The organism is Bacillus sp. MT94 (genome assembly GCF_058792475.1).
In genome coordinates this window covers 581,433-603,465 of the sequence record NZ_JBXAEZ010000003.1, presented here as the reverse complement: position 1 = coordinate 603,465, position 22,033 = coordinate 581,433, and the positions used below count along the sequence as shown (strand labels likewise).

The window sequence follows — 22,033 nt, the reverse complement described above, 5'->3', positions numbered from 1 at the left end:
GTTGATATATTGTAGGTTACGATAGATATATTTGAAAAATCGTTGATATAATTTCATTTACTATGTCATTTTTCAGTAGTTTAATAGAGTAAAAAAAGAGCCAGCCTCAACGATGAGACTGACTCTTTTTTACTAACTAGTTTAATACTTTAACTGTAACTGTTTTACGTCCCCAGCTACTTGATGTACCTTTATCTGGCATTAAAACGTCGATTTTATTACCTTTAATAGCTCCACCAGTATCACCAGCGATTGCTACTCCGTAACCTTCAACCCATACTTTTGAACCTAATGGAATTACACTTGGATCAACTGCAATAAGTTTCATGTTTGGATTAGCTGTTAAGTTATGACCTAAAGCTGATTTTACTTGGTCGCCTGCTTTATAACCATTTTCAAGTGGATCTGCTGTGTAAGCTGTTGCTACAACTTGGAATTCACGAGAAGAAGATTGTGTGTTTTTCTCAGTTTCTTTTGCAACAGGTTGTTGTGTAGCTGGTTTTTGAACTTTATTAGCCGCTTCACGATCAGCTGCCTCTTGAGCCTTAGCTGCTTTACGAGCCTCAGCTGCTGCCTCTTGAGCTTTAGCTGCTTCACGAGCTTCAGCATCTGCCTGAGCTTTAGCTTCTGCTTGAGCCTTAGCTGCTTCTTGAGCTTTAGCCGCTGCTTGAGCTTCAGCTGCTGCCTGAGCTTTAGCTGCTTCACGAGCTTTAGCCGCTTCTTGAGCTTTAGTTTCTGCTTGAGCTTCAGCGTCTGCCTGAGCTTTAGCTTCTGCTTGAGCCTTAGCTGCTTCACGAGCTTTAGCTGCTTCCTGAGCTTTAACTTCTGCTTGAGCTTCAGCCGCTTCACGAGCTTTAGTTGCTTCTTGAGCTTTAGCTTTTGCTTGAGTTTCAGCTACTTCCTGAGCTTTAACTGCTTCACGAACTTTAGCTGTATCTTGAACATTAGTCGTTTTTTCAACTTTAACTACTGGTTGAACTTTAACTGGTGCTTTACCTGTTAAGTAAGGAACATGAACATAAGCTGTTTTTCCGTTATATTCAAATTGAATCCAATCATTCTGTACTTGGTGTGTTGTTTCAATTACATCATCTTTTTTCAACTTACCAAGAATTTCTGAGTCTGTGTTTGCTCCAGCACGTACGTTTAATACGTTTGCTGTGACGTAGTAAGTGTCTTTTGTATAGTCAGCGCTTATGAAAGCTTCTTTACCGCTATTCAATTGAACTTTTGACCAACCATTTTCTGTATGTAAAACATTTACTTTATATCCATCTAATAATTTTCCTACAACTTTTGATTCAGTAGTTGGGTTTTCTCGTACGTTTAGTACGTCAGTCGTTACGATCGTTTCTGCTTTAGCAGATGTTGTGAAAATCCCAAGACCAAAAACCGCTGCTGTTGCTATACCCATAAATTTTTTCATAATAGCCTCCATTGCATTTGTTTTCGTTGACCTCATTATAGCAACCATTATTTTCTTATTTGCGAAAAACATATAATTACAAAGCTTTCGTAACGGGGCATTAATATTCTGTAACAATTCCATAAATATCCTGATAGCGCTTCCTTGTTGTTTTTTGGCGTATCAGGGCATGTAAAACACAAAATGAGTAGTATTTCAATTACTGTAACATTAATAATGTTACAGTAATGTTTCTTGAGGATATCTATAGTGTTACGAAAACAGCTTATTTTACTGTTTAAATGAAAAAATAGTTATGGGATAATAACCTTTTTAGATGTGAAAAGATATAAATGAGGTGAAATTTAATGAAATATCGATATAATTGTTACAAAATCAGTCGAAGCATGGAAAAAATTACGCCTTGATTTTCGTCTGTTACATAGTATTTTTGCAATAATAGGATTAGATAATAGCCTTAGTACCTATAAATAATGAAGAGTATTAGAATGATAGTTGTAACATGAAACATATATAATAGAAGAAACTCGATTTAATAGGTAAATAAAAAACGTAGGAGTGTAAACTCCTACGTTTTTGTTTATTCATATCGTAAACATTCAATTGGATCAAGTTTTGCAGCTTTGTTAGCTGGTAATAGTCCGAATGCAATACCGATTAGCATTGAAATACCTACTGCAAGAAGTCCAAGTTCTTTTGAGACAACGAGTGGCCATCCAGCAAAGATTGAGACGATCCAAGCGAAGAAAATACCGAGCATGAATCCGATGAAACCACCAAGTCCTGTTAAAATACAAGATTCGATTAAGAATTGTGTTAATACTTTACCACGTGTTGCACCAAGTGCTTTACGAATACCAATCTCGCGTGTACGTTCTGTTACAGATACAAGCATAATGTTCATTACACCGATACCACCAACAAGTAAGGAGATAGCAGCAATACCACCGAATACCATTTTCATCATACCGATTGATTCGTCTAGTTGTTTCGTAAATTCACCTAAGTCTTGTGCTTCGAATTTGTGCTCAAATTTAGGAGCTTTCATTTCGTTTAAAACAGAAACAGCTTGTTTTTCTACACTTTTACGTTCTGTCGGAGAGGTCATTGTTAATCTTACAGAGTCATACTCATTTACTCCTGAAATGACAGGCGCATTTTCAAGTGATGTATAACCTTCAGGCATAGGCATTCCAAAGTCGTTTTTCGTTTCGTATACACCAACTATTTTATACGGCTTTCCTTTTATATCTGTGTATTGATTGGATTCCCAACCACTACTAAATAATTTGTTGAAAGCTTCTTCATTTAATATAACAGCAGGGATTGCTTGGTTTAGTTCACTGTCATTTAATTCACGACCGTGAACTAATTTTATTTTCGAATCTGTCATAAAGGAGCCTGTTCCACCTTTTAAATCAAGATTTACATCTTTTGAACCAGCAGCTGCTTTTACTTTCATACTTACGTCTGGATACACATCTTTAACGCCTGGTACAGTTTGCAGACGGTTTAGCATATCAGGTGTGATTTTGGCACTATCTGTTCCGTAATCAGGATTGTTGTAGTAAATCGTTACTTCATTATCTTTTCCTTGGCCTAATTCTTTTTTAAACTTTGCGTTTGTACCATCACCCATCGAGATGATAGTAATAATGGCACTAATACCGATAATAATACCTAACATTGTTAAGATAGAACGCATCTTATGAGCAAAGATAGAGGAAAGGGCCATGCGTATATTTTCACTCGTATTCAAAATTAACCCCTCCAATCTTGGACGATATTTCCGTCACGAATTACAATTTGACGTGCTGCAGCTTCCCCGATTTCACGATCATGGGTAATCATAATAATTGTTGAGCCTTGTTTATTTAATTCGTAAAAGAGGTCCATAATTTGTGTGCTTGTTTTCGTATCAAGTGCTCCCGTCGGTTCATCGGCTAAAATGAATTTTGGGTTATTTACGATTGCACGTGCAACAGCGACACGCTGCTTTTGCCCACCGGACAATTCGTTCGGTAAGTGAGTAGCGCGATCAGCTAAGCCTACTTTTGTTAAAGCAGCTAACGAGCGCTCACGTCTTTCTTTTTTATCGACTCCAGCGTAAATAAGAGGTAGCTCTACATTTTGAAGTGCTGTAAGTCTAGGTAATAACATGAAGTTTTGGAATACGAATCCGATTTCTTTATTACGTACGTGTGCAAGTTCTGTTTCAGACATGTTTGAAATGTTTTGACCAGCTAGTTCGTACGTACCTGTCGTCGGTTTATCTAAGCAACCGATAATGTTCATTAATGTTGATTTACCAGAACCAGAAGGTCCCATAATCGAAGTGAATTCTCCTTGGTTCAGTGTTACATCAATTCCGTGTAATATTTGAACGGACTCTGCACCATTTTGGAAGGATTTCGTGATGCCTTTTAAGTTAATCACTGGGCGACAACCTCCATACCATCTTTTAAGTCTTTTTCAGGCTTAGAGATAATTTCCTCTCCTTTTTTCACTCCAGAAACTTTTGCTTCGCTATCAGTCTCGAATTCAACAGTAACTGCTTGTTCTTTCGCTTTACCGTCTTTTACAACGAAGACAACATTTTTGTCACCTTTTTTCACGATACTGCTTTTCGGAACAATTGTACCAGTTGCTTCGCCAGATTTACTTGTTACGTAAACGTGGAAGCCGTTTTGTAGTTCGTCACTATTATCTAATGTGACAGTGAATTGGTAATTAGAAACAGTTTTATTTTCATCCATGCTCTTTAAAGGTGTAGAACCGATTTCTGTTACTTTTCCTGTCCAAGTCTTACCAGCGACAGTTTTTGATGAAACAGTTACTTCTTGCCCAACTTTCATACTAGCAAGCTCATATTCAGAAAGTTGACCTTTTACTTTAAATTGACCAGCGTGACGAAGAGTAATTCCGCTCATACCTGTTTTTTCGTCAGCAGTTTTTACGATATCATCAATTACGCCATCAGCAGGACTTGTTACAGAAAGATTGTTTACTTTCTCTTTTGCTGCTTTAATCATTTCATCAGCTTTTTCAACTTCAAACTTTTTCATTTCAATTTGTGATTCTAATTGCCCAACTTCGGCTTCTGATGCTTTTAATGCTTCAGCAGGAAGGCCTGCATTTTTATCTTTTTGTAATTTTTGTTTCGCTGCATCAATTTGTTTTTGGAGCAACGTTACTTCTTTTTGTGCGATTTTCTTTTGCATTTCTGCTTCTGTTACACCTTGTTTCGCAGTCGGATCATTGTATTTAAATAGAAGCTGACCCTTTTTCACTTCATCGCCTTTTTTCACAGCTAATTCATATGTTCCTTTTGTTGGATCGAATGAAATAGTTTCAATTCCGTTTGGAATAACTTCGCCACCAAATTTTTGCGCGTTTTGGATTTGTTTTTCAGTTACTTTATATCCGCTATATGCCATCGCTACATCTGAACCGCCCCCAGCAAATGCAAAGTATGATCCAGCTGCAATTCCGATTGCTACTACACTAGTAATTAACACTTTATTTTTCTTCTTCATCTATTTATCACCTTTTCGTTCGTTTTAGTATCTACATTAAGTATAGAAGAGGTGAAGAATCTGACAAATCGTTTTAGCTTACAATAACCTTACAGTTTTGTAAGGTATGAATATGTAAATGTAAGGTAGAGCTTGTCCAAGTGTAAGCAAATGAATTGACTCGTCGTTTCTTTCTTACAATAATATTGTATGAAGGAGAGGAGGAAGGAAGATGGAAGCTTATTTTAGTGCGCATCCATTAAAATCGTTTATTCCATACTCAAGGCAACATGCCATTATATTATTTATTATGTTGGTGGGGATATTTTTTCTGTATCAATACCAAGATGTATTACGTCAAAGTGAGTGGAATATAACGGTTCGATATGCAATTGCATTTTTATTTATAGGTAGTGAAATTGGGCTTCATATGTGGGAGTGGAAAGCGGGGATTTTTGAGCTAGCTACTTCATTACCGTTTGAATTATGTACGATTAGTTTATTATTAGCGTCGATTATGATCGTAACGAAAAGTTACCGCATATATGAGATTGTATTTTTCACGGGAATTATTGGTGCATCACAAGCTATTTTAACGCCAAACTTGCAGTATGCTTTTCCGCATTTTCGTTTCATTGAATATTTTATCGCGCATATATTGCTCATTTGGGCACCACTCTTTATGACTTGGGTGGAAGGATATCGTCCGACAGTACAATCTATTAAACGCACAATGATATTTTTAAACATATTGATTCCAATTGTTTCGTTTGTAAATTACAAAACAGGTGGTAATTATATGTTTTTAGCTCATAAGCCAGAAACAGCTTCATTACTTGATATGTTAGGGCCGCATCCTTACTATATTATTTCATTAGAAATAGCTGCGCTTATTGGATGTTTTATTTTGTATATGCCATTTGTGAAAAGAGAAGGGCATGCGCATAAAGAATCACTAGGATCATAACCTAGTGATTTTTTTATATAAACATTTACAATTCAGAAAATTAAGAATAAAATTAGGGGGTAAATTATATAGAGAGAGAAGGGAAAACGTGGTCAAAAAAGTTTTTCTGAATGGGATGGAAGTGACGGTTCAATTTATTATTTCGATTTTGGGTATTATTTGTTTAGGGGCACTGCCGAAATTATTTTATGGATTTGAGCTGCATGCATCAAGGTACATACAGAGTTTAAAAGAAGTGTTTGTGAACTTAATGGATATTTCCAATTTGCAATATGTGAAAGGTAAATTTTTATTTCCGCAGTTGTTCGTCCATTATAAAGAAACGATTATTATTTTTTTAGCGGCTTTTTTTATTTCATTATTTGTAGCATTTTGTATTGTTTATGTAATTATGAGTAGTTCACCGCGTATACAACATCGAATTAAATCATTTCTTATCTTCCTAGAATCCATTCCAGATATCCTTCTTATTTTAGTATCACAAATTTTAGTTGTATGGTTTTTTAAACAAACAGGTTTTTTACCTTTTCAAATTGCTTCAATTGGAGGCGAGTCGATTAGGGGGTTGCCAATATTGTGTTTGAGCATCCCGACTACGATTATGTTTGTAAAAATGGTCGTGCTTCGTTTTGAAAATGAACTAGAAAAAGATTATGTACTATTTGCTAAGGCGAAAGGGCTGGGGCGCTTTCATATTTTAAATCGTCATATTTTACGAAATGTGTTGCTTAGTACATTATTCTTTGCGAAAACGAATATCTTTTTTATGTTATCTAATTTATATATTATAGAATGGATTTTTAATACGGGTGGTATTTTTATGTTTTTGAAATCGTATTTCGGTATTAGAGTTGAGGTTTTCATCGTTAGTGTGCTTCTTATATATATTCCGATTTTTATTTTATTTAAATTGTTTCATTATCTCATTCCGGCTGCGATGAAGGAGAGATTATAATATGTGGACGTATATAAAACGTGATAAAAGATTTTGGATAAGCATTGGGTTTCTTCTCCTATTAGTTCTTTTGAGCATCGGAAATACGTTATGGAATGATGGACATATTAGACAAGTTACATTGCAATATGATGCGGATGAAAATCCACAAGTGCCACCGTTTCCACCTTCATTACAATTTTTACTCGGGACAGACCGGAAAGGGTATGACCTGTTACATTTAGTCATTGAGGGCGCGAAGTGGACGATTGGTATATCTATTTTAATTGCGGCACTTAGAATGGTAATAGGTGTGTTTTTCGGTGTCGTACTCGGAACGTATATAAAAAGAGGATTTTCAAAAATTGAGGCTTTCTTTGATAGTTTTACAGTTATTCCGACAGTTATGATTGCGTATTTTTTTCTTCAATCTGCAAATACATTTGGAAGCGGAGAGGAGACAACAACCTTTTTTGAAAGGGCTTCGTTTCAAGTGGTATTACTTGTACTGCTTGTAATGCCAGTTATTGCACTGTATGTGGCGAAGGAAGTTCGTAAATTGCGAACGGAAGAATTTGTTGATGCCGCGCGCATATTAGGTGGATCGAGAAGACATATTGTTATAAAGCATATTTTCCCGCATCTCTATATGACGTTTATACTTGTATTTTTTCAGCAGTTTACGCAAACTCTTACTATTTTACTGCACTTAGGATTACTGGAAATATTCTTTGGCGGAACAGTTCAGTTTTTAGGACCGATAGAAGAAATAGACTCTTACACACATGAATGGTCAGGTTTAATTGGAGTCTATTTTAGATCATTAACAGTGAATCCATGGATCCCTCTCGTCCCAATTACATTTTTTGGACTTACTATTTTTTCAGGAAATATGATTGTAAAAAGTATCGAAGAGGCGATGATGAAAGTAAGGTTAGGAGGAGAGCTAAAGAAGGATGTTGTAGAAGAGGAACAATCTGTTGTGCAGTCGAAAGAAGAGTTGTTTACGTTTAAACATACGATGTAAAGAACCTAGGAAACTAGGTTCTTTTTATTTTATTATATTACAATATCGTAAGAGAGATGTAATGAAAATCGATAGGGGAGAAATACAATTTCGTATACACTTTATGTATAGAGAAATACGAGAGCGGGTGAAGGTATACGATGGATTTTTTAGAAGTATCAAAACGTAGTATAAAACGAAATATAAAAGATTATTTTCTATACTTTATTTCATTAGTAGGTAGCATTATTATTTATTTTACATTCGTATCGATTAAACGAAATGAAAGTGTAGTAGCTCTTTTAAAAGAATCGGATAAGGTGGAAACGACATTTACGTTTGCACAAATATTGTTAATTATCTTTTTAACGGTATTTATTTTTTATTGTAATAGCTTCTTTTTGCGAAAGAAGAAAAAAGAAATTGCGCTATATAGTTTACTAGGTATCCGTAAAGAGGAAATCGCGAAGTTACTTTTTTATGAAACATTATTAGTTGGTGGTGCGGCAAGTGTATTAGGTATTCTTGCTGGTTTATTTATAGCGAATATGTGCGCGGGGCTTCTCGTGAAGTTAATGGGAAGTGCGTTTACTTTTACATTTACGATTTCATTTGTATCTATAGTAGAAGTTCTTATAACGATAGGCGCAATTTTCTTTATTGCATCATGGAAAAGTAAAAAGTTAATTTATGAGCATCGTTTAGTTGAATTACTATATGGTGAAAATCAAAAAGAAGAGGCACCTACGTATTCAAGTAAGAAGGCAAAACGAGCAATTGTTTTATTAATTACAGGTTATATCATTGCGTTACTTACACAAGTTTTTGGATTTGGAGCAATTTTTATTACAGGTCTACTTATTTTTGGCTGTATTGTAAAAGGTACGTTTTTACTATTTGAGCAATATACAGTGAAATCACTCCATACAATCAAGGGAGATAAAACGAAATATTGGAATGGAACGAACATTTTATCGATTTCTTCATTGTTCTTCAGAATAAAAGGAAACGTAAAGATGCTTGCGTTATTATCTTTATTAAGTGCGGTAACATTATGCACCATTGGGGTGAGTTCCAGTATGTATTATGGGGCGCAGAAGACAGCGACCTTAATGAATCCAGTTAGTTATGAGTATGTAACAACTGGAAAGGAACTAGATAAGAAGGTTAGAGAAGAAATTCAAAAACATGAATTAGCAATTAAAAATGAAACGTCTGTAGCTATGCTGTCTATGCAAGGGAAGATAGATGGAGAACAAATATTAACAGGGTATTTAATAGGTAATGGTAATGTGCAAATGATAAAAGTGACAGATTATAATAAATCAGCTTCTATATTAGGCAATAAACAAGTTATTCTCGGTTCTGAAAAGGAAGTTGTTTTATTAGATCCGTATAAATCATATAACATCGAAAAGAATTCGCTTGAAGGAAACAATGTGTTCTTTGAAGGGATGAAGGACGATATTACAATCGTTAATCATCGAGAGGAAACAATTATGAGTGCGAAACTTGCACCAGTGGGGCTTGTTGTTCGAGATTCGTTATTTAATAAGTTGCAGCAAGGAAAGGATGTTTCAACAGTTAGTGGATTTATCGTTGAAGGAAACGGTAATAGAGCGCTAACGAAAGAGCTAGGGACAATCATTCCTAAAGAAGTGAAATTCCAATCATTTGAAGAGGCGAGCCAATCTGAATTGCAAGATGGTGCAGTGTTATTATTTGCTAGTATATTTTTAGGGATTGTCTTTATTCTTGCAACAGGCTGTATTTTATACTTTAAACAAATAACAGAAGCGATGGCAGAGCGACCGGCGTACGGAATGTTAAAGAAAATCGGACTAACGAAAAAGGAAGCAAGGGAATCTGTAAGAAAGCAAGTAGGTGCAATATTCTTAGTACCACTATTTCTTGCGATTGTTCATACGTTCTTTGCATTTTTAAGTTTGATGGGTTTTACAGGAATGTTTGAATATAGTCTTCCCTTACTAGGTAGTATAGGAGTGTATATCATAATCTACTTTGGTTATTATATGTTAACTGTTCGTTCTTACACAAATACTGTATTTAATAATAGAAGATAAAAAGAAGCAAGCATGGATTTCATGCTTGCTTCTTTTCTTTATTTTGTAGAGACTTCGCCTTCCGCTTCTGTTTGCGGAATAAAGTATCCAATTATACCACCGATTATTGCTGGAATGATCCAGCCAATTCCTAAGTTATAAAAAGGAATCGTGTGTACAATATTAGCGATAAAACCTGGTATCATTTCCACATTATCAAGTGCATGAATACAGCTAATAATAAATGCTGCGATCATCGCTCCAATGTAGACAGAAGGTTTACGTTTCGTATATTTATCGATAAATGATACGAAAACTAAAATGATCGTAATTGGGTACAAAATAATTAATACAGGTAGTGTGATTTTAATTAATAAGCTTAATCCTAAGTTTGAAATAACGAAACTAAAGATACAAACGTATAGCACAAGCTTTTTGTATGAAACATTTGTTAGCACTGTTGTGAAGTAATTTGCAAATGCACTTACAACACCAATTGCCGTCGTTAAACAAGCGAAGATAATGGCGATACTTAATAAAATATTACCGCTTGTCCCAAAGAATTGATACATAACAATAGCTAATAGTTGACCACCGTTTTCGAATTGCCCTAAGTTCCCGTTTGAAGCTCCGATATAACCGAGTAAGAAGTAAACAATTGTTAAGAATAGAGCAGCAATGCTTCCGCAAATGATTGTATATTTTGCGATAGATTTCTTCTCTTGTATACCGTTTTGACGAATTGCATTTACAACAATTGTTGATAGTACGAGAGCGCCAATTGCATCTAATGTTAAAAATCCTTCAAGAAATCCTTTGAAAAACGGGATGTCTTTATAGTCACCGATAGGCTCTGCAAACGTTCCTGGTGAAAGAATCGCTTTTGTTGCCATAATTGCAATAATTACAAGTAAAATTGGCGTTAATATTTTACCGATATGATCTACTAGCTTGGATGGATTTAATGATAAGAAGTAAACGACTGTGAAGAAAATCGCACTAAAAACTAACATAGAATACCATTGATCTGGGAAAAGTGGTGCAATCCCGATTTCATAAGATACAGATCCAGTTCGTGGAATAACAAATAGTGGGCCGATTGAAAGATAAATAATGATAGCGAATACTGCTGCGAATTTTGGATGAACACGGCTCGCTAAAGTGTTAAAACTACCACCAGCAAGGGCAACAGCAACGATAGCAAGTAAAGATAAACCGACGTCTGTAATAATAAACCCTGTAATGGAAACCCACATATTTTCTCCGGAAGAAAGACCAAGAAGGGGCGGGAAAATCATATTACCAGCACCGAAGAAAACTGCGAATAGTAATAAACTAATCGAAAGTATTTGCGCTGGTTTTAAAGTTGTATGCATATAAAGAAAATCCTCCTAATGAGTGTTTTTGTCGAAAATTCAAATAATTTGTCGAGTAACTGTTATTATTTTAAAGGTCTGATGACTAGAAAGCAATAGGGAATTTTGAAAATATTAAAAAATAATGCATTAAATCGAATAAATATACTATTTATATGTTTAATAGGAAGGATTTAACTTTTAACATAAAAAAACACATATCGCTAGGATACGTGTTTTAAAAAAATATTTTTTTATCGCGTTCTTCTTTTAAAATTTCAACTGCTTCTCGGAAACGTTGTGAATGGACAATTTCTCGTTCACGTAAGAAGCGTAGGCTGTCATTTATATCTGGATCATCTGATAAGTTAATGAGCCATTGATATGTTGCGCGTGCTTTTTCTTCAGCTGCAATATCCTCGTATAGATCGGCAATTGGATCACCTTTAGCCTGTATATAGGTTGCAGTAAATGGAACACCAGCAGCGTTATGGTAATGAAGAGCACTGTCATGATCAGCGTAATGAGGGTCAAGACCAGCAGCTTTCATTTGTTCAGGGGTCGCATCTTTCGTCAGCTTATAAACCATCGTAGCAATCATTTCAAGGTGAGCAAATTCTTCTGTACCAATATCAGTAAGTAGGCCAATGACTTTATCAGGAATTGTATAACGTTGATTTAAGTAACGTAGTGCAGCAGCTAATTCTCCATCTGCACCACCGTATTGCTCGATTAATAATTTTGCAAGTGCGGGATTACAAGTTCCCACTTTAACTGGGTATTGTAATTTCTTTTCATAAATCCACATAGTTTCTCTCCTTTATATTTGCCATGGCCAAGGACCTTTACTCCATTCCCAAGGGGCATTAGAATAGCTGTTTCCAAACTGTTGGAGTGGTCCGTATTTTTCTTCCATCTTTTGTTTTAATACTCTCCGCTTATAGGAAAAGTCATTAAATTGATTAATCGCGGCGGTGTCATCTGGATGTGTATCTAAATAAAGAGTGAGTTCAACTAGTACAAAGTCTAATTCTTGAAGCTCCAGTAAAAGCTGATAGTATTCTTCTGGTAGCGATTGATTCACGTCAGTAGTCACCGCCCTTTTTTATAAGGATTTTCATAATAGTCATAAAAAACAGGCCATAAAGTCCCTTTTTGTAGTGCTTCTTTTGGTGTGAATTGAGGCAAGTTTGGCGGTTGAAAGCCTAAAAATAAATTAGGAGGAGTAGAATAATATTTTTTTCCGATAGGAGGACAAGGATCGAGAGGACTATGATAGGGCACGAATGATCTCATATATTTATTCATGAATAAACCTCCTTACATTTTCATTACTACGTATTGTATTCAGACATAATGAGCATTTATGACACATATAAAAAAGTAATAAGTACAGGGGGAATGAATGTGGAGAATGTAAAGAATTTAATAGTGTTAGAAGTAAAGAACTTAAAGGAAACTCTGTATTTTTATGAAGGGATTTTAGGAATCAAGCCTAGTTTAGAAAGACCCCAATTAGATGTAACAGGGGTTTGGTATGATACTGATTCAACGAGAATTAGTTTTGTAATGAATCGTAGTTTGGGTGGGCGTGAGAAGAGTGTTACGGATGCGGTTGATGTTCTAATGTTTTCAATTTCTAACATAGAGAATTTAAAGAAGAGGTTAGTGTTTTATAAAATTGCATATACAGAAAACAAAAGTGAGAAGAGTATTGTAGTACAAGACCCAGATGGATATAAACTTCAAGTGATAGAGAAGGGTGAATAAACGGAGGTGATTTAGTGGAGAGGAATTATGAAGAAAGTGCGTTGTTTGAGCATCAATTTTGGCTAAGGGTGCTTACTGATCATTCGCAATTTTTACTTGATGCATTAGCTCCGAAGGAAAAAGAAGATATAAAGAAGGCCACATATTTTCTTGAAACATTTACGAATCTTTTAAATAAAGTTCATAATGTGAATCTCATTGCATTTTCAAAAGAGGCAGAACGAGCCGCAAAGGAAATACGAACGTTTAAATTAAGTATTATACAGAAACAACTCGAGGGAAAAATCACTATTCATTTTACGCCAACTTTCATCAATCATATGGTAAACGAAGTAGAAGAATATATAACGGTGTTAGAATTTTTAAAGAAAGGAGAAGTTCCGCCTGTTTTTCATGAATTACATTACCATCTCGTTTGGTTAACGGATGCGGCTGGTCATGCAGGCTCTATTTCTGGTGGATTAGATCTTGTTGAAAAAAGATTGAAAGAGAAAAGTGAAGAATTTACGAAGCACTTTGAACAATTTTACTTAAAGGCAGTTGAGATGACAGGTTATTTACGGACAGAGCTTCATCATTTTCCTGCATTAAAGAAGTTTACAAAAGATGTTTCACTTGAGTTAAAATTATTTTCGCATTTTCTCCATGAGGTTGAAGAGATGGAGTTATCGAATGAAATATTAAGTGCATTATCTGCTAGAATGGCGGATCATATGGCAAGAGAAGAATGTTATTACTTATTAAAATTAGCACAATCTTCTGGACTTGAGATGCCAAAATGTAATCCGCTTTAAAGAAAAAAGAGGTCAATTTTATTTGGCCTCTTTTTCTGTTTTATTGTCTCTTTTTATTTTTGCTTGTTCAATACTTGCCTGTAATGTCTCCATAATATTGATGATGTTTGGAGCAGGAGAGATGGTTTCGGTTTTTTCCTGTTGTTCAATTTTATTTTCGATTAATTCGGTAAGAGCTTCTTTATATTCATCTGTATATAACTCTTGTTCGAAAGGATTTGTAAGATGGTGGATTAAATTGATTGCTGCTGTGAGTTCTTGTTTTTGAATCGGATAATTTTCATTACTTGGTAAGTTAGGTGTATTTGTTATATCGCGAATTTCATTAGGGTAGTGAATAGTTTGTAATATAAGCCCATCTTCAAAGTTACGGATAATAGCTAAATGTTGTTTTTTTCTAATGGAAATATGGATAAGACCAAGTTTATTCGTACGTTCAAGAGCTTCTTTTAATAATAAATATGATTTTTCATGTCCTAGGGTAGGTCCTATAAAATAAGAGCGATCATAGAGAACAGAATCAATTTCGTTATTTTGGACAAAAGATATAATACGAATGGATCGTGGTTCATGAGCTTGTTGTAATTCAGTTAATTCTTTTTCATCCATAATAATATATTTATGAGGTGCGTATTCATAGGCTTTTACAATATCTTTATCATCAATTTCTTCATCCGTACAATCAGGAGCAAATTTTTTATATTTAATAGGTGTTAAGCATTCTTTATGAAGACTTAAAAATTTTATGTCGTTTTCTTCTACGGCACTATATAGTTTGATTCCTATATTTAATAGTCCAAGTGAAAGTGCACCTTTCCATACAGTATGCAAATGAAACATCTCCTTTCGTTCAAAAATGATTATGTATATTATGAGATAGTAAGAAATTTCCTATACGTTTTTTGTTTTTTACGAAAGGGATTGGGATATAAAATATATTGACAAGCCCTCTGAAATATTTTAATGTGAGTGTATAAAATTGTGTATAAAGGGGAGTAACTTATTACAGTAAAGTCGTCATTACAGGGAGAAACCCTCGGCTTTATTGGCAACGTTTCGTTGTTAGTGAGACCTTTACCAGCAATGGTAAAGGCCCCTTTCTGTCTTTTTGAGGACCCTTACCATATTTGGTAGGGTCCTTTTCGTATACAAAGAGAGGAGATATAAAAATGAAAAAACTTATTAGTAGATTAAGAGTTGTATTTCATGTTCGCCGATTTGTTCCATTCCTATTTGACTTTTTCACTTCAAAAGAGGTTTCAATAAAGAAGAAAATTTTATCTATTGCGTTTTTAGTTGGTTATGTTGCGATGCCGCTCGATTTAATTCCAGACTTCCTGCCGTTTATCGGTATTTTAGATGATATTGGAATTGTGTTATTTATTTTGAACCGAATTGTAAAAATGGCGCCAGTTCAATTACAAGAAAAGCATAACGTAAATGTAGGATAGGAGTTAAAAATATGGAGCAAATTATTTTAGATATAATCGAATTTTTAAAGCAGTTTTCTTATTTTGGAGTTGTGTTAGCATTAACGTTTGAATTTATTCCGGCAGAAGTAGTTTTGCCTATGGTTGGGTATTGGGTATACGAGGGTGATATGAATTTTTGGCTTGCTGTACTAGCCGGAACGCTTGGCGGAACGACAGGACCGTTAACGTTATACGCACTCGGTTATTACGGTGGTCGTCCGCTATTAATAAAATACGGAAAATACTTCTTTATTAAAGAAGAACAAATTCAAAAAGCAGATGATTTCTTTGAGAAATATGGACCAGTTGTAGCATTTGTTGGACGCTTTGTACCAGGAGTTAGAACGCTTATTTCTGTTCCATGCGGTATGGCGAAAATGAACATATGGAAATTCAGCATATATACATTTGTAGCAATGTTCCCGTTAACGACTTTGTATGTTTATTTTGGAATGAAATTAGGTCCGCATTGGGAAAAAGCAGCAGATGTTGTTGGGCAATATATGCTACCGATATTAGGGGGCGTTATTCTTATCGTTGCTAGTATCTTTGTCTATAAATATATGAAGAAAAGAAACAAAACGGAATCTATCTAGTCATTTGAATATTTTTTGAAAATAGATGAATAGTACAGGCAAAAGACTCTGAGGGACATACACATATAGGGAATATAAAAGAGAGAGGGGAAACAACTATGTCTTGTGAGTGCTCAGGGTCAGCATTAACTTGTTGTCCAGATAAAAATTATGTGCAAGATAAAGTGTGTAGTCCGTGGTCTGCTACTGTAGTTGCAACAGCAATTGATAATGTTCTCTATACAAATAATATTAACCAAAACGTAATTGGTACTGGTTTTGTTAAATATGATGTTGGACCAGGCCCAATTACTGTAGAGGTACTTGATTCTGCTGGGGGTACAATTGATACACAAACATTAAACCCAGGAACGAGTATTGCTTTTACGTATCGCCGCTTTGATAGTATACAAGTTGTGTTACCTGCAACACCTGCTGGAACGTATCAGGGAGAATTTTGTATTACAACACGTTATCCACTTTCATAGCAGAATAGGAGAGGATCGAAATGGGAATGAGAAGTTCCAGTTTGTCTTGTTGTTCTAATAAAACACTTGTGCAAGACCAAGTATGTACAGACTGGTCTATTACAGGTGCTGGTACTCAAATTGTATATACAAATAATATCACGCAAGAAGTATATGGTTCAGGTTACGTGAAATATGATGTAGGAGCCAACCCGATTACAGTTGATTTTTTAGTAGGTGCAACAGTAGTTGATACAATTACTGTACAACCACAAAGCAGTGGTACTTTCACTGTCCGATATTTTACTACTGTCCGAATTACTACGACAGGAACGACTGTTAATCAAGGCGAGTTTTGTATTACAGTACGTTATCCAATTTCATAAAAAAGCATACCGTAAATGGTATGCTTTTTTTAGAAAGTAATGAAATTGGTATTCTATAAGCAACATGTAAATTCGCAACAGTACTTGCCTTCTAAATATAGTGAAGGATTACTTGTTATATTGATAATATTGACAGAATGTAGGTCTTTTCCTGTGTACGATATTGTATTACCAGGAAAAACAGTGAAAATATTGGTTACTGTTCCAACGATTTGAATTGTAATTGCTTTGGTGCTGCTAGTACTATTGTAAACCGAGACAGTACCTGATATAAGTAGTATCCCATCACTTTGCCATAGTATCATTGATTGTGACGCATCTTTGGCAGAGGGGATGGTGTTATTAGTTATGAGGAAATTCCCTGCAAATTCATTTGTTACTCGCTCGCAATTTGGATTTGGAGGAGGGGGCGGTGGACAAGGGTCTGGACAAATGATAGATAAAGGAGCGAAACAGCCGATATTTTTTTTATTCTTCAATACAACCCCTCCTTTTAAGTTGTCTTTTACTACTATTAAATGTAAAAGCATGGCCGATGTGTTAAAAAAGAAGGAAATATTAAAAATTAAGATTGTCTAATAGGCTTAAACCTTAACTTATCATTAGCGTTATAGAAAAGATTATATGTGAATAGTCATAGGAAAAGAATGATCAGACTCTTTTAGACAAAAGGTGGTTGTATACAATAGTATGAGGAATGTTGGACTTAATTTCTAATTAACTGTATATTTACAAAAATCTAATAAAGTTCATTTGTTATTTAAACGACATTAACATGTATTAGATAAAATAGCCCTTGTAATGAATCAATTATTATGAGGAGGATTCACGTGGACAGAAATGCTTTAAGAAAAGTAAAAGGCCTTATTGGATTATTAATGGTTTTTGTATTAGCGTTCGTATCATTTCCGTGGAGTACATCAGTCAAGGCAGAAGAGAAAAAGCAAGAAAAGGCATCAAGTGAGAAGAAGATAGTTTTTCCAGTTGTAAGTGATGTGCATATTAAAAATAGTGGAACGGATGATACGTTTCGCTGGAAAAGAGCGATTGAACAGTTTAATACATTAGCACCGAAGCAAGATGCGTTCGTAATTGTGGGAGATTTTACTGATTCAGGATCGGTACAACAGTATGATCGTTTCATGCAAGTATATAATGAAAATGCAAATAAAGATGCGGTACGAATGAATTCTCTAGGTAATCATGATTATTGGAACGGTTTATCAGTAGAGGGAGCACAGAAGCGTTTCTTAGAAAAAACAGGAATGGAATCAATTTATTATCATAAAGTGGTAAAAGGGTATCACTTCCTTGTTATGTCTCCAGAGAATGGAACAACTCATGGATATTATTCAGACAAGCAAATTAATTGGTTAAAAGAAGAAATGGCGAAAGCGCAAAAAGATGATCCAACAAAACCAATTTTCGTATTTTTACATCAACATATTAAAGATACAGTGTACGGTAGTCATGAATGGGGAACACAAGATAGCGCAAAAATTAATACAGTATTAAAGGAATATCCACAAGTTATTACATTTTCGGGTCATTCGCATTATCCGTTAGACGATCCAAGATCGATTCATCAAAAAGACTTTACATCAGTTGGTACTTCTTCAGTAAGTTATATGGAAGTTGAAGGTGGTAAAGTACAAGGGAATATCCCGCCAGGAGCTAGTACGTTAAGCCAAGGTTTATTAGTAGAAGTAGATGATGAAGAAGTAACGATTAATCGTCGTGATTTCCATACGAATTCTTGGACAGGCGAGCCTTGGAAAATTAAATTACCAGCAAAGAAAGAAACATTTACACATGTAGAAGATCGTGATAAAGAAAAGCCTTACTTTGCTAAGGATGCAAAGCTTGCTGTATCAAATGTAACAGAAAATGCGGCAACAGTAACATTCCCGCAAGCATTGGACAACCTTCTTGTTCATTCTTATCGTGTACAAGCTAGAGATAAGCAAACGGGAGAAATAAAGAATAAATTGTTAGCATTCTCAGAGTTTTATCGTGATCCAGTGCCAAAAGACCTTACATTTACACTTGCAGGATTAGATGGCGGGAAAACATATACACTTGAAGTCGTTGCAATTGATTCATTTGGCAATGAAACCGCACAGCCGTTAACTGCGGAAATTACTACGAAAAAAGATAATATTGACCCGAATGTGAAAGTACCAAAAGCTGATGTTTTCGATGTAAACTTTGCAGATGGTACATTTAAAGACAATTCACCATTTGGTACAAAAGGTGATGTGAAAGGCAATGTGACTATTGAATATGATAAAGCATTGAAAAAGAATGTGATGAAGTTAAACGGACAATCTAATACATTTGGATACCTTCCATTTTCAGCAGCACAAAAAGAGAAAGTAGCAAATACATTTACGCTAGAAACGGTATTTTCAATGAATCAAATCCGTGGCCAAGGTATTTTGCAAAATACAGAGAGCGGCGGAATTGGATTTGAGTCTACAGGAAGTGGATATGTTGAATTATGGGCTCACATTGGTGGTAGCTATAAACGTGTTGGCGTTCAATTAGAAGCAAACAAAACATATCACTTAACAGGAACGTATAACGGAAGCGAAGTGGCAATTTACGTAGATGGTAAAAAAGTAAATAGTCAGCCAGCTACTGGGAAAGTGTATCATCCAAACGTACCATTTGCATTTGGAGCGGATCCTGATAGTAACGGAAATGGTGGTATTCCGTTAAATGGACAAATCGCGCTTGCGAAATTATATAGTAAAGCGTTAAGTTCTTCAGAAGTATTAGCGGCGTACAATGAGTTCTCTAACCGTACGAAGTTAGAGCAAGTAAATGCGTTATTTGAAGAGCTTGGAAAAGTAAAGGAAGTGCTAGCTGGTACGTATGAATTTGGTGATAAACCAGGTCAATATTCAAAGGAAGCATTTCAAGAACTAGAGAAAAGCTATAATAATGCAAAACAAGTGTTTGAAAATGTAGGGAGTACGGGAGAGCAAATCGTTCAAACATATAACGAATTAAAAACAGCTAATGTAACATTTGTACAATCTAAAGTAGTAGAACAACCGAAAACACCGAAAGAAAAATTACAAATCAATATTGAATCTGCAAAAGTAGTAGTGAAAAAAGCGCAAGATGCAAATGTAACGGACGGTTCAGTGAAAGCATTGAGTCAAAAAATTACAGTGGCCGAAGCTGTAGTGAAAGATGTAAAAGTAAAAGATGCACAGGTAGAAACGATGAATCGTACATTAGAGTATACGATTTCACTTGTTGAAAAAAGCATAAACAAATAAGAGAGAAGAAAAGAAGCTTATCATGATAGGCTTCTTTTTTGTTATACTAAAAGTAGTATAGAATGAAGGAGCGAATAATTTGGAACAGAAAAAGCTAAAAAGAATTCTTGAATATGTATGGATTGCGGTTGTGCTCCTTGTAGGATATTATTTCTTAAAAGAGAAAAGTATTTGGGTTTTATTTTTAATGACTTTCTTATTAGCAGGACTAGGAACGTTATTTATTAACTTTTTCTTTGATAGTTTAAATGCATGGAAGAATAAAAAGAAGGGAACGAAGTAAAGGAGGGAATATATGCAAAAGTGGAAGCTCATATATCAGGTGATTATTTTCCTATTGCTTGTAGGTATTGGAATTGTTAAATAAGCAACGCCAATAGGAAATTGGGCATGGTTTACAGCTTGCATTGGCATATTTTTCATTTTACAATCGTTAACGAAAAAATATAATAGTACAGAAAAATAGCTCGCCGCTAAAACGGCGAGCTATTTTGTTATGCTTTTTTCTTTTCATCATTCGTTTTTTCGGTAGCTAAATGACTATGTTTCCTAGAGTAGAAGAAATAGAAGCATAAGCCGACTATAAGCCAAATTGCAAAGCTAATCCATGTTGTTTTAGACAAATTGATCATTAAATATAAGCAGCAAAGAATCGCGACAACTGGTAATACAGGTACGAAAGGTGTACGGAATCCACGTTTTAAATCAGGATGTGTTTTTCGTAAAATAAGTACTGCGCAGCAAACGAATGTAAAGGCTGTTAACGTGCCGATGTTTACTAAATTCGCTAGCAAATGTAAATCTAAAAGTCCTGCTAATAAAGCGGCAACAACGCCAGTAATCCACGTATTTAATAAAGGGATTTTTACTCTTTTATTTACACGTGCTAACGCTTTTGGAAGTAGACCGTCACGGCTCATTGCATACGAAACGCGAACTTGTCCATACATAACGACTAAGAGAACGGTTGTCATTCCAGTCATCGCTCCGACAGCGAGTAGTCCTGCAATTGTATCCTCACCAACGAAATGCAATGCAAATGCAACTGGATCAGAGACGTCTAATTGCGTATAAGGAACCATACCTGTTAAAACGAAAGATACAATCATATATAAAACAGTACAAATAAGAAGAGAACCGATAATACCAATTGGTAAGTCACGCTGCGGTTTTTTCGTTTCTTCTGCAGCGGTTGCGATTGCATCAAAACCTAAAAAGGCGAAGAACACAGTGGCAGCCCCAGTAATAATACCGTCGTATCCGAATGGGATGAACGGTGTCCAATTTTCAGGTTTTACATATTTTGCACCTGCTACGATAAAGGCAATGATAACAGCTAGTTTAATAAGAACCATAATATTATTAATGCGTGCACTTTCACGTATACCAAAACTTAAAAGGCCAGTAATAAGAAGTAAAATGCAGACAGCTGGTAAATCGATGAGACCACCTTTTCCTACGCCGGGGGCCGAGGCGATTATGGCGGGCAGGTGTATATTGAACCCTTGTAGTAATGATTGCAAATAACCAGACCAACCGACAGCTACTGCTGCAACGGCAAGTAAATATTCGAGCATTAAACACCATCCGACGATGAAGGCGACGACTTCTCCGACTGTCATATATGCGTAAGTATACACACTTCCTGAGACAGGAATAGAAGAAGCAAATTCAGCATAACAAAAGGCTACACAAGCACAAGTAAATGCAGCAATAAGAAATGATAGCATAATACCAGGACCAGAATGTTTTGCTGCAACAATACCTGTTAATACAAAGATCCCTGTCCCAATTACGGCGCCGATCCCTAAAAACGTTAAATCGAGTGCAGTTAATGTTCTATCTAGCTGCTTTGGTGATTCAGTACTAAGCGCTTTTTTTCGTAATAATGACTTCACTGTGGACTCTCCCCCCGTTTTTTCATTTCCATAACTGCGACTATAGTATGAGCCCATTAAAAAAGAGTATGTAAGGAAATGGAGGTACAGTTATGGTATGTAGTTTTTTAAAATT

24 protein-coding genes are annotated in these 22,033 nt (G+C 35.3%); 13 read left to right on the top strand and 11 right to left on the bottom strand.

All coding sequences use genetic code 11. The features are described from left to right. Nucleotides 1-136: 136 nt before the first annotated feature. The 4 genes from entC to AC1Q51_RS14770 form a co-directional block, all read right to left on the bottom strand. Nucleotides 137-1,549, bottom strand: coding sequence for a cell wall-binding protein EntC (gene entC, locus AC1Q51_RS14785; RefSeq protein WP_139213334.1), 1,413 nt, complete (start codon nucleotides 1,547-1,549; stop codon nucleotides 137-139). A 457-nt stretch (nucleotides 1,550-2,006) separates the two neighbouring features. Then, on the bottom strand, nucleotides 2,007-3,161 hold the full coding sequence (locus AC1Q51_RS14780; protein WP_416135369.1) for an ABC transporter permease: 1,155 nt from the start codon (nucleotides 3,159-3,161) through the stop codon (nucleotides 2,007-2,009). A 26-nt stretch (nucleotides 3,162-3,187) separates the two neighbouring features. Continuing rightward, nucleotides 3,188-3,862: an ABC transporter ATP-binding protein gene (locus AC1Q51_RS14775; RefSeq protein ID WP_000609100.1), complete on the bottom strand. Its 675-nt coding sequence runs from the start codon at nucleotides 3,860-3,862 to the stop codon at nucleotides 3,188-3,190. Beyond that, a complete protein-coding gene (locus AC1Q51_RS14770) occupies nucleotides 3,859-4,962 on the bottom strand; it encodes an efflux RND transporter periplasmic adaptor subunit (RefSeq protein ID WP_098251172.1) in 1,104 nt (367 codons plus the stop codon). The genes AC1Q51_RS14775 and AC1Q51_RS14770 overlap by 4 nt, the downstream gene beginning before the upstream one ends. Nucleotides 4,963-5,173: 211 nt before the next feature. Here AC1Q51_RS14770 and AC1Q51_RS14765 point away from each other — a divergent pair, with 211 nt between their 5' ends. The 4 genes from AC1Q51_RS14765 (at nucleotide 5,174) to AC1Q51_RS14750 (ending at nucleotide 9,932) form a co-directional block, all read left to right on the top strand. Beyond that, nucleotides 5,174-5,908 carry a YwaF family protein gene (locus AC1Q51_RS14765; protein WP_098251171.1) on the top strand — a complete coding sequence of 245 codons (735 nt, stop codon included), beginning with the start codon at nucleotides 5,174-5,176 and terminating at the stop codon, nucleotides 5,906-5,908. Nucleotides 5,909-5,996: 88 nt separating this feature from the next. Next, nucleotides 5,997-6,863 carry an ABC transporter permease subunit gene (locus AC1Q51_RS14760; protein ID WP_016082747.1) on the top strand — a complete coding sequence of 289 codons (867 nt, stop codon included), beginning with the start codon at nucleotides 5,997-5,999 and terminating at the stop codon, nucleotides 6,861-6,863. 1 nt (nucleotide 6,864) lies between these two features. Next, nucleotides 6,865-7,869 (top strand): ABC transporter permease, encoded by a 1,005-nt coding sequence (locus tag AC1Q51_RS14755; protein ID WP_098562287.1) that lies wholly within the window; start codon nucleotides 6,865-6,867, stop codon nucleotides 7,867-7,869. Between the two features lie 140 nt (nucleotides 7,870-8,009). Beyond that, nucleotides 8,010-9,932, top strand: coding sequence for an ABC transporter permease (locus tag AC1Q51_RS14750; protein ID WP_090978477.1), 1,923 nt, complete (start codon nucleotides 8,010-8,012; stop codon nucleotides 9,930-9,932). Nucleotides 9,933-9,970: 38 nt separating this feature from the next. Here AC1Q51_RS14750 and brnQ2 read toward each other — a convergent pair whose 3' ends face one another. The 4 genes from brnQ2 to AC1Q51_RS14730 form a co-directional block, all read right to left on the bottom strand. After that, on the bottom strand, nucleotides 9,971-11,287 hold the full coding sequence (brnQ2, locus tag AC1Q51_RS14745) for a branched-chain amino acid transport system II carrier protein BrnQ2 (RefSeq protein ID WP_090978479.1): 1,317 nt from the start codon (nucleotides 11,285-11,287) through the stop codon (nucleotides 9,971-9,973). A gap of 217 nt (nucleotides 11,288-11,504) precedes the next feature. Beyond that, on the bottom strand, nucleotides 11,505-12,074 hold the full coding sequence (gene cotJC, locus AC1Q51_RS14740) for a spore coat protein CotJC (RefSeq protein WP_000265273.1): 570 nt from the start codon (nucleotides 12,072-12,074) through the stop codon (nucleotides 11,505-11,507). 12 nt (nucleotides 12,075-12,086) lie between these two features. Further along, nucleotides 12,087-12,350, bottom strand: a complete 264-nt coding sequence (locus tag AC1Q51_RS14735) for a spore coat protein CotJB (RefSeq protein WP_001076510.1) — start codon at nucleotides 12,348-12,350, stop codon at nucleotides 12,087-12,089. A gap of 8 nt (nucleotides 12,351-12,358) precedes the next feature. Beyond that, complete coding sequence (locus AC1Q51_RS14730) at nucleotides 12,359-12,574, bottom strand: spore coat associated protein CotJA (RefSeq protein ID WP_001046257.1); 216 nt, start codon at nucleotides 12,572-12,574, stop codon at nucleotides 12,359-12,361. Between the two features lie 48 nt (nucleotides 12,575-12,622). On the opposite strand from AC1Q51_RS14730, the gene AC1Q51_RS14725 reads away from it, so the two are divergent. Both AC1Q51_RS14725 and AC1Q51_RS14720 read left to right on the top strand, forming a co-directional pair. Beyond that, the gene (locus AC1Q51_RS14725) at nucleotides 12,623-13,036 is read left to right on the top strand and encodes a VOC family protein (RefSeq protein ID WP_139213335.1); all 414 of its coding nucleotides are present in this window, start codon (nucleotides 12,623-12,625) and stop codon (nucleotides 13,034-13,036) included. A 14-nt stretch (nucleotides 13,037-13,050) separates the two neighbouring features. Then, nucleotides 13,051-13,830 carry a DUF2935 domain-containing protein gene (locus tag AC1Q51_RS14720; protein WP_000440991.1) on the top strand — a complete coding sequence of 260 codons (780 nt, stop codon included), beginning with the start codon at nucleotides 13,051-13,053 and terminating at the stop codon, nucleotides 13,828-13,830. Between the two features lie 18 nt (nucleotides 13,831-13,848). Here AC1Q51_RS14720 and ku read toward each other — a convergent pair whose 3' ends face one another. Continuing rightward, the gene (gene ku / locus AC1Q51_RS14715; protein ID WP_000557742.1) at nucleotides 13,849-14,661 is read right to left on the bottom strand and encodes a non-homologous end joining protein Ku; all 813 of its coding nucleotides are present in this window, start codon (nucleotides 14,659-14,661) and stop codon (nucleotides 13,849-13,851) included. A gap of 338 nt (nucleotides 14,662-14,999) precedes the next feature. Between ku and AC1Q51_RS14710 the strand changes: the two genes are divergently transcribed. From AC1Q51_RS14710 to AC1Q51_RS14695, 4 genes are all read left to right on the top strand, one after another. Next, nucleotides 15,000-15,281 (top strand): YkvA family protein, encoded by a 282-nt coding sequence (locus AC1Q51_RS14710; RefSeq protein ID WP_000733844.1) that lies wholly within the window; start codon nucleotides 15,000-15,002, stop codon nucleotides 15,279-15,281. 11 nt (nucleotides 15,282-15,292) lie between these two features. After that, the gene (locus AC1Q51_RS14705; RefSeq protein ID WP_000435017.1) at nucleotides 15,293-15,898 is read left to right on the top strand and encodes a DedA family protein; all 606 of its coding nucleotides are present in this window, start codon (nucleotides 15,293-15,295) and stop codon (nucleotides 15,896-15,898) included. A gap of 98 nt (nucleotides 15,899-15,996) precedes the next feature. Further along, nucleotides 15,997-16,365 carry a DUF3992 domain-containing protein gene (locus tag AC1Q51_RS14700; RefSeq protein WP_001277537.1) on the top strand — a complete coding sequence of 123 codons (369 nt, stop codon included), beginning with the start codon at nucleotides 15,997-15,999 and terminating at the stop codon, nucleotides 16,363-16,365. 20 nt (nucleotides 16,366-16,385) lie between these two features. Continuing rightward, entirely contained in the window at nucleotides 16,386-16,730 is a 345-nt protein-coding gene (locus AC1Q51_RS14695; RefSeq protein ID WP_000525819.1) for a DUF3992 domain-containing protein, read from the top strand. 53 nt (nucleotides 16,731-16,783) lie between these two features. On the opposite strand, the gene AC1Q51_RS14690 is transcribed toward AC1Q51_RS14695, so the two are convergent. Next, nucleotides 16,784-17,164 (bottom strand): S-Ena type endospore appendage, encoded by a 381-nt coding sequence (locus tag AC1Q51_RS14690; protein WP_225988583.1) that lies wholly within the window; start codon nucleotides 17,162-17,164, stop codon nucleotides 16,784-16,786. On the opposite strand from AC1Q51_RS14690, the gene AC1Q51_RS14685 reads away from it, so the two are divergent. The 3 genes from AC1Q51_RS14685 to AC1Q51_RS14675 all read left to right on the top strand — a co-directional run bounded on the left by AC1Q51_RS14685 (nucleotide 17,079) and on the right by AC1Q51_RS14675 (nucleotide 20,303). Next, complete coding sequence (locus AC1Q51_RS14685) at nucleotides 17,079-17,309, top strand: hypothetical protein (RefSeq protein ID WP_253695132.1); 231 nt, start codon at nucleotides 17,079-17,081, stop codon at nucleotides 17,307-17,309. The two genes, AC1Q51_RS14690 and AC1Q51_RS14685, sit on opposite strands and share 86 nt — an antisense overlap. Nucleotides 17,310-17,560: 251 nt before the next feature. Then, entirely contained in the window at nucleotides 17,561-20,020 is a 2,460-nt protein-coding gene (locus AC1Q51_RS14680) for a LamG-like jellyroll fold domain-containing protein (protein WP_492331579.1), read from the top strand. 79 nt (nucleotides 20,021-20,099) lie between these two features. After that, entirely contained in the window at nucleotides 20,100-20,303 is a 204-nt protein-coding gene (locus AC1Q51_RS14675) for a hypothetical protein (protein ID WP_000435797.1), read from the top strand. A gap of 211 nt (nucleotides 20,304-20,514) precedes the next feature. On the opposite strand, the gene bcaP is transcribed toward AC1Q51_RS14675, so the two are convergent. Continuing rightward, the gene (bcaP, locus tag AC1Q51_RS14670) at nucleotides 20,515-21,918 is read right to left on the bottom strand and encodes a branched-chain amino acid transporter BcaP (RefSeq protein WP_071731170.1); all 1,404 of its coding nucleotides are present in this window, start codon (nucleotides 21,916-21,918) and stop codon (nucleotides 20,515-20,517) included. Between the last annotated feature and the right edge of the window lie 115 nt (nucleotides 21,919-22,033).